The sequence below is a fragment of the Streptomyces sp. NPDC088194 genome, assembly GCF_040702025.1.
In the GTDB taxonomy this organism is placed as follows: Bacteria; Actinomycetota; Actinomycetes; order Streptomycetales; family Streptomycetaceae; genus Actinacidiphila.
This window is the reverse complement of the sequence record NZ_JBFBIV010000024.1, coordinates 106,589-113,978: the sequence shown is the minus strand read 5'-3', so window position 1 is coordinate 113,978 and position 7,390 is coordinate 106,589. Positions and strand designations below refer to the sequence as shown.

8 protein-coding genes are annotated in these 7,390 nt (G+C 73.4%); all 8 read right to left on the bottom strand.

The features are described from left to right. Positions 1-727: hypothetical protein (locus tag AB0399_RS16015; RefSeq protein ID WP_366411699.1), on the bottom strand; the 727-nt coding region annotated here is incomplete at its 3' end. Positions 728-949: 222 nt separating this feature from the next. Beyond that, positions 950-2,485: a substrate-binding domain-containing protein gene (locus AB0399_RS16010; protein ID WP_366411696.1), complete on the bottom strand. Its 1,536-nt coding sequence runs from the start codon at positions 2,483-2,485 to the stop codon at positions 950-952. 88 nt (positions 2,486-2,573) lie between these two features. Beyond that, the gene (locus tag AB0399_RS16005; RefSeq protein WP_366411695.1) at positions 2,574-3,452 is read right to left on the bottom strand and encodes a hypothetical protein; all 879 of its coding nucleotides are present in this window, start codon (positions 3,450-3,452) and stop codon (positions 2,574-2,576) included. 275 nt (positions 3,453-3,727) lie between these two features. Beyond that, the gene (locus AB0399_RS16000) at positions 3,728-4,018 is read right to left on the bottom strand and encodes a hypothetical protein (protein ID WP_366411694.1); all 291 of its coding nucleotides are present in this window, start codon (positions 4,016-4,018) and stop codon (positions 3,728-3,730) included. Positions 4,019-4,301: 283 nt separating this feature from the next. Continuing rightward, on the bottom strand, positions 4,302-4,619 hold the full coding sequence (locus AB0399_RS15995) for a multidrug efflux SMR transporter (protein ID WP_329364632.1): 318 nt from the start codon (positions 4,617-4,619) through the stop codon (positions 4,302-4,304). Positions 4,620-4,674: 55 nt separating this feature from the next. Then, complete coding sequence (locus AB0399_RS15990) at positions 4,675-5,352, bottom strand: HAD family phosphatase (protein WP_329364631.1); 678 nt, start codon at positions 5,350-5,352, stop codon at positions 4,675-4,677. A 45-nt stretch (positions 5,353-5,397) separates the two neighbouring features. Beyond that, positions 5,398-6,495, bottom strand: a complete 1,098-nt coding sequence (locus tag AB0399_RS15985; RefSeq protein ID WP_366411693.1) for an ABC transporter ATP-binding protein — start codon at positions 6,493-6,495, stop codon at positions 5,398-5,400. Further along, positions 6,492-7,334, bottom strand: a complete 843-nt coding sequence (locus tag AB0399_RS15980) for an ABC transporter permease subunit (RefSeq protein WP_366411698.1) — start codon at positions 7,332-7,334, stop codon at positions 6,492-6,494. The genes AB0399_RS15985 and AB0399_RS15980 overlap by 4 nt, the downstream gene beginning before the upstream one ends. Between the last annotated feature and the right edge of the window lie 56 nt (positions 7,335-7,390).

Here is a 7,390-nt window from a genome sequence, read left to right as displayed (position 1 = left end):
AGGAGCTCAAGAGCACCGGCAACATGGAGTTGCACCTCGACCGCTTCCTCGCCGAACGCCGGGTCTTCCCGGCGATCGACATCACCACCTCGTCCACCGTGGCGTCCACTTCGCCCTCGTTGCCGAGGATCTGCGCGCGGTAGCGCAGCTCGCCGATCTTCGTGACCTTGGCGGTCCAGCCGCCCGCGAGCTTGAACGTACCCGGGCCCTGCTTCCCGCCGCCCATCCAGGAGTGGAGGGTGCCGTCCAGCGAGAGCTCGATGAACATGTCGTTGGCGTCCAGCCCGGCGTCGTGGCCGTGGGTCTCCAGCGTGACGAAGAGCTCGCCGTTGTGGACGACCTTGGCGAGGTAGTGCTCGTCGCCGAGCTTGTAGATCTCGGCCTTGCTGCCGTCCACCAGGGTCTGGGTGTGGATCGGCTTCGCCGTCCTGGTCGCGGCGGCGGGCGCGGCGGGTGCGACGGCCGGAGCGGTGGTGGGCGCGGGCGCGGGCGCGGTGGTGGGCGCGGCCGCGTTCGGGGCGGGCGCGTTCCCGGCGCCGGCCGGGCTGCTCGGGGGAGTCGCCGGGGTCGCCGGGCTCGCCGGGTTCGAGGGGGCCGCGGAACCGGTGGTGGACGCCTTGGCACCGTTCGCCGGCCCGCTCGCGGCGGAGTGGGAAGAGCCGCACGCGGTGAGGAGCAGAGCGGCGGAACCCAGGGCGACGGTGGCGAGTGCGGTACGGCGGATCATGGTTTCCCCTAGCGATGAGCTGGTCACTTGCATCGGCTGACACTCATGAGGACAGCGAGGCGCCTGCGGGGGTTTCCGCTGTGCGCCGCCTGTGACGGGACGGTGACCGCTGTCATACGACGGAGACGAACGTCACGCCGCGCCCCGGCAGTTCCGCGCTACGTCGTCGCGTGCGCCGGTCCGCTCCGCGCTACGTCGCCGCCTACGCCGGTCCGCTCCGGGCTACGTCGTCGCGCCGGCGGCGGGCTCCTGACAGCGCTTCAGCCCTTCCGGCGTGTAGCAGGGGAGGTGGCCGCCGGCGGTCAGCAGGTCCTGGCCGGCGCCGCGGAGCGTGAAGTCCAGGAAACCGGCGGCGAGCGAGTCCGCGGGCGGCAGACCGTAGGTGTACGCGTACTCGATCTCGGTGAACGGGTAGCTGGAGTCGGCCACGGCCTGCGGCGTGGGCGCGTGCCCGTCGATGGTCAGGGTGCGCACTCCCGCGGAGGTGGTGGCGGCGCCCAGTTCGCTGTAGCCGATGGCGCCCGGCTGCCGGGCGACGGTCCGGAGGACCTCGCCGGTGCTGTCGAGTTCGCAGCGGATCACCTTGTCGGAGGGGGAGTTCCTGTGCCGGCAGTCGCGTGAGGTGAAGGCCGGCTCGCCCCGGCCGCCGAGTATGCGGCTGCGGAAGATGTCCCGGGTGCCCGAGTCGGCGCTGCGGCTGACGAGGAGGACGGGCAGGTCGGGGCCGCCGAGCTGGTCCCAGTTGGTGATGTCGCCGCGGTAGATCGCCCGGATCTGGCCGGTGGTCAGATTCCTGACCGGCACGTCGTCGTCGACCACGAGCGCGAAGGCGATGACGGCGACGCGGTGGTCCCGCAGGTTCGGGTAACCGCCGTCCGGCGCGGGGCCGTCGGACATGGCGATCACGGCCGGCGCGGCGCCCTTGCCGGCCGCATCGCCCTCCTCCGACAACTGGCGCACGCCCTGCTCGCTGCCCTGGGCGGCCACCGTGACCGTGGAGTGCGGGCACTCGGACTGGTACTCGTGCGCGATCCGGTCCATGGCGGGGGCGAACGCCGTGGAACCGGTGACCGTGAGGTGCCCGGTCGCGCAGCCCATCGGCAGCGGGGTGTCCTTGCCCACGATGATGATGCCCGCCAGTACGGTGACGCAGACGGTCAGCATGAGGGTGATCAGGCGGCTGGGCCGGCTGAACAGCGGCGGCTTCTCGTCCATCGGGACCGAGCGGTTGGGCTTCACCCGGCCGCCCGCGATCCCGCCGGTGATCTCGACCCTGGAGCGGACCGGACCGCCGGTGAGCCGGATCAGCAACTTGTAGTGCTCACCCGGGTTGAGCGGCACGCGCGGCAGGAAGACCTTGTTCCCCTGGTGGCGTACGCCCGTCGCGTCCGCGGACAGCCTGAAGTGCTCGATCAGGCCGCTGGGATCGGGCTGGGTGACCGCGGCGCTCTGCACGTGCCGGCCGGCGAACCGGACGGTGAGGCCCGGCTGTTCGTCGCGGTCGGTGTAGTCGCTCTGCCGGATGTCCTCCGCGCCGTCGTTCTCGATGCGCAGCAGGACCAGCGTGGCGTCGGGCATCCGGGGCAGCGCGTTGAACAGTTCGTTGTCGCTGTCGACCGCTATGTCCATCTGCACGCGGTAGCCGATGCTCTTGCCGCGGACCAGGCGTTCGTACCAGACCACGCCGATCGACACCCCGACGCCGATCAGCGCGGTGACCAGCGCCACGATGTTGTCGGCGCTCAAGTAGTCGCCCATGGTCGGCTCGTCCCCCCGTGACGGCAGTGCTGGTGTACGGCGTCGGCCCGCGCCGGCGGTGGGCCGGCGCGGGCTCAGGCGGGCGAGGTCAGCCCGCCGGCTGGTAGTGCTGGAGGTAGAGGAAGATCGACTTCCAGCCGGACCCCACGTTCAGGACGTGCAGTTGGCCGCCGCTCGGGCCGAGGTCCAGCGCCGCGATCCCCTCGACCTCGTCGTCGGGCTGGACGTCCTGCGAGAAGGCGCGGGTGACCGCACCGGTCGACGGGTCGATCCCGTACACCGCCTTGTCGCCGTCGCCGTCCACCGAGGCGTAGAGCACGCCGTTCAGCATGGCCGCGCCCTGGATTCGGCTGAGCGGCCGCGACAGCCGGACGGTCCGGGCGACCGGCAGCGCCGCCCCGGCCGGCAGGGACAGCAGGTCGGCGAGCCGGTAGGCGACCAACTCGTCGGTGCCCAGGGCCGCGTCCTGGTTCCACGCCGCGGTGTAGACGAGCCCGGCCGCCGCGTCGACGGCCACCCACGGCACGCCGCCGGGCAGCAGCGCCAGCGGCAACTGGACGTAGCGCCCGGTCCAGCTCAGGTCGCCGGTGTTGTACAGCGCCAGCAGCGGGTGCTGGTAGTCGCTGCCGTCCTCCAGCGGGGCGATCACGTATCCGCCGTAGACGTCGATGTCACCGATGTGGTCGGAGCCGTAGGGGCCGCTCAACGCGGCGGGGATCGCCAGGGCGTTGGAGGCGGTCTCCTGGTTCCCGCCGACCGTCGCCTTGTCCAGGCTGTAGGTGCCCGAGTAGTAGAAGTACGTGCCGTCGGTCGCGATGCCCTGCCCGCGCTCCAGCGCGGTGATCCCGGTCCAGGTGGAGTAGTCCGGGAGTCTGGTCCATGTGGTCGCGTACGCCGCCTGCGGCAGCAGCAGCGCCATCGCGGCGGCGACCGCCGCGGCCGCACCTCCCGCATACCGGAGTTTCATCAGCTCGGACCTCCAAGTCGCCCTGTGACACGTCCTGTTGCTCGCCGGCGCCATTCATTTCAGCAGCGCGCGGGTGAGCGGCACACCGGTCGCAGATGAACTCTGACCGACGGGAGCGGGGCGGCGGGCGGAGGGAGCGGGCGGAGGGAGCGGGAGGAGTGGGCGGGGCGCGAGGCGTACCGGGCCGCTCCGCGTCATGGAGCCGCCCGCGTACGAGGCCGCTCGCCGAGCGGCGACGTACGCGGGCGGCCGTGGAGGTGGCGGCCCCGGGGCGGTCAGCGCGCGGCGGCGAGGCCCTTCCGGAGCTCCTCGACGTTCATCACCGGCTGGATCTCGATCCGCGCGCCGAGTTCCTCGAAGAGCGGCTCGACGATGCCGGGCAGCTGCGAGCTGTCCTGCATGTCGAAGACGAAGAGGGAGCACCGCTCGCCCTCGCGGGCGAAGAAGTAGGCCGCCTCGGGCTTGAGTTGCGCCGCCAGCGACTGCATGAGCTTTTCCATGGCGCCGTTCTTGATCGCCTTGTTGGCGACCTGGGTGTCCATTCGGGCACTCAGCATGACCCTCATCGCACGGGCTCCTTCCGCTCGCCGTGACCGGCGCGGTTCGGCCCCGCGCTCATCGGTACCGGGGTGACGTCCCGCTCATCGTCACCACGGCCCCCCGGCGCGGCAACATCTCACCCGCCATTCGGGCCGGAGGCGGGGCCGGGCAGGCCGGAGGCCGGATCGAACGCGCACGCGGGCACGCGGGCGGGTCGGGCCGGGGGTGCGTTCACGCCCGACGCCCACGCCCGAGGCTCACGCCCTACGCTCAGGCGCGACGCCCACGCCCGACGCCCACGCCCGACGCTCAGGCGCGGTGGACGTTCAGCACCACGACGCCGGCGATGATCAAGGCGATGCCCGTCCACTGGGGCCACCCCAGCGCCTCGTTGAAGGCTGCCGCTCCGATGGCCGCCACCGCCGCGGTGCCGGCCCCCGACCAGACGGCGTAGGCGACGGACACCGGTATCCGGGTCAGTGCCCGCCCCAGCAGGACGAACGAGACCACGTAGCCGATCACCACGCCGACGGTGGGCAGCAACCGCGTGTAGCCGTCGGTGAGTTTCAGGCAGCTGGTGGCGCAGACCTCGCAGGCGATGGCGAGGGCGAGCAGCAGGTAGGGCAACGTGACTCCCGGGGAGCTGGTCGGGCCCGGCGGCGGGCGGCGGGTGCGGCGGGGATCAGACCCCGGCGGCGTCGAGCGAGGAGAGCAGCGCCAGGTCGACCTCCTCCAGACTCCCGACCACCAGGACGCCGGCCCCCGGCGCGAGCGGCACCGTGGACGGTACCGCCACCACCCGGCAGCCGGCCGCCCGCGCGGAGGCCAGGCCGGGCGGGCTGTCCTCCACCGCGACGCAGGTCCGGGGCGGCACCCCGAGCCGGGCCGCCGCGGCGAGATACGGTCCCGGGTCGGGCTTCGGGCGGGCGGTGTCCTCGGCCGCCACGGTCAGCGCGAACCAGTCCGCCCCCAGCGTCCGCAGCACCAGGTCGACCACCCGCCGGGGGGACGCCGTGACCAGGGCGGCGGGCACCGCGGCGTCCCGCAGTTCCGCCAGCAGCCGCAGCGCGCCCGGCCGCGGCCGTACGTCGCCGGCCACGCGTGCGGCGAAGGCGTCGTCGAGTTCCGCGGCGATCCTCGCCTCGGTGACGGCCGGCCCGACGACGCGGTGGAGATACCCGGCGGTGTGCCCGACCGGGCGGCCGACCACCTCCGGCAGGTCGGCGTCGGTCAACCGGTACCCGAGCCGGTCGGCGATCTCGGTGACGGCCCGCCACCACAGGTGCTCGGTGTCGACGAGGGTGCCGTCCATGTCGAACAGGACGGCGGCGGGACGGAGCCGGACGGTACGGGAGTGCACGAATGCCCTTCCTGGAGGGGGAGTTCGGAGTCGGCCGGGAGCGGGTCAGGCGGCCCGGCGGTCCACCAGCACGGGACGCTCGGGCAAGGTGAGCGCGGCCGGCGAGCCCAGCGGCAAGGCGGCGGCGCTCTCGGTGGGCACGTCGGCCTTGACCTCGGTGCCGTCCGGGAGGCGCACGGTGACCCGGGTGACCGCGCCGAGGAAGGAGGCGGCGACCACCAGCGCGGCGCCGCGCGGATCGGCGCTGACCCGCACGGCCTCGGGCCGTACCAGGGCGTCCAGTTCGCCGTCGGAGGGCAGCTCGCCCTGCACCGGCAGCCGTGCGCCCAGCACCTCGACCTGCGGGCCGCCGCCGGCCCTGGCCGCGGGGATGCGGCTCATGGTGCCGACGAACTCCGCGACGAACGCGGTGGCCGGGCGGGCGTACAACTCCGCTGGGGCCGCGACCTGTTCGAGCCGCCCGGCGCGCAGGACGGCCACCCGGTCGGCCATCGACAGCGCCTCCTCCTGGTCGTGGGTGACGAACAACGTGGTGATCCCCAGGTCGAGTTGGAGCCGGCGGATCTCCTCGCGCAGCGCCAGCCGGACCTTGGCGTCGAGAGCGGACAGCGGCTCGTCCAGCAGCAGTACACGCGGTTCCAGCGCCAGCGCGCGGGCCAGCGCGACCCGCTGCTGCTGCCCGCCGGACAGCTGGTGCGGGTAGCGCCCCGCGAGGTCGGACAGGCCCACCAGGTCCAGCAACTCACCTGCCCGGCCGCGCTGTTCGGCCTTGCCGGCGCCCCGCATCCGCAGCCCGAAGGCGACGTTCCCGGCGGCGGTCAGGTGTGGGAAGAGGCTGTAGGACTGGAACACCATGCCCGCGCCGCGCCGATGGGCGGGCACGCCGGTGATGTCCTCGCCGTCGACGAGCACGTCGCCGGCGTCCGGATGCTCGAAACCGGCCACCATGCGCAGCGCGGTGGTCTTGCCGCAGCCGGACGGGCCGAGCAGCGCCAGCAGTTCGCCCGGCCCGGCGGACAGGTCCAGCCCGTCCAGCGCCACCGTGCTCCCGAACGTACGGCGCAGGCCGCGGAGTTCGACGGTGGCGCCGCCGGTTCCCGGCGCGTGCGCGGCGGCCTGGGCGGCCGCGGTGGTGGCGGTCATGAGTTCTCCTCGGCGGTGGGCGTCGGTGCGGTGCGGGCGCCGCGGGGGCCGCGATCGCTCCGCTTGCTGCGGGAGGTACGGATGCCGCGGCTGCCGGCGGAGGTACGGGCCGATCGGCCGCGCCCGGCGGCGGCGAGCACCAGCAGCAGCACCCAGGTGAGGACCAGGCTGAGCACCGAGACCGACACCGACATCTGCGCGTTGCTGCCGCCGAGGGAGACGATCCACACCGCGAACGGCCGGAAGCCGAGGATCGAGGCGACGGTGTACTCGCCCAGCACCAGGGCCAGCGTGAGGAAGCAGGTGTTCAGCAGGGCGCCGCGCAGGTTCGGCAGCACCACCTGGAGGACGGCGCGCGGCCAGTTCGCCCCGCAGTTGCGGGCGGCCTCGACCAGGGTGGTGAGGTCGACCGCGCGCAGCCCGGCGTCCAGCGTCCGGTACGCCAGCGGCAGGGCCATCAGTACGTAGGCGAGCAGCAGGACCACCGGAAAGCCGGGGTTCTGCACGGCGTTGAAGGTCTGGAAGAGCGGGGTGTCGGCGAAGTCGTCGGGACCCCACTGCAACACCGAGCTGATGCCCGCCGTCAGCGCCACCGCGGGCACCACCAGCGGCAGCGAGCAGAGCACCTCCACCAGCACCCGCAGCCGGGGAGCGGTCAGGCGCACGGCGATCAGCGCGGGCACGAGCAGCAGCAGGGTCACCGCGGAGGTGGCCGCGGCCAGCTCCAGGGTCAGCCGCAGGCTGCTCCCGAAGCCCTCGGCGCCGAGTATCCCGCGGTAGGAGCCGAAGGTCAGGCCCTGGCCGGGGACGTCCACGGTGAAGAGCACCGAGAAGACCATGGGGCCGAGGAAGTACAGCGCGGCGACGAGGCCGACGACCCCGCGCCACAGCCGGG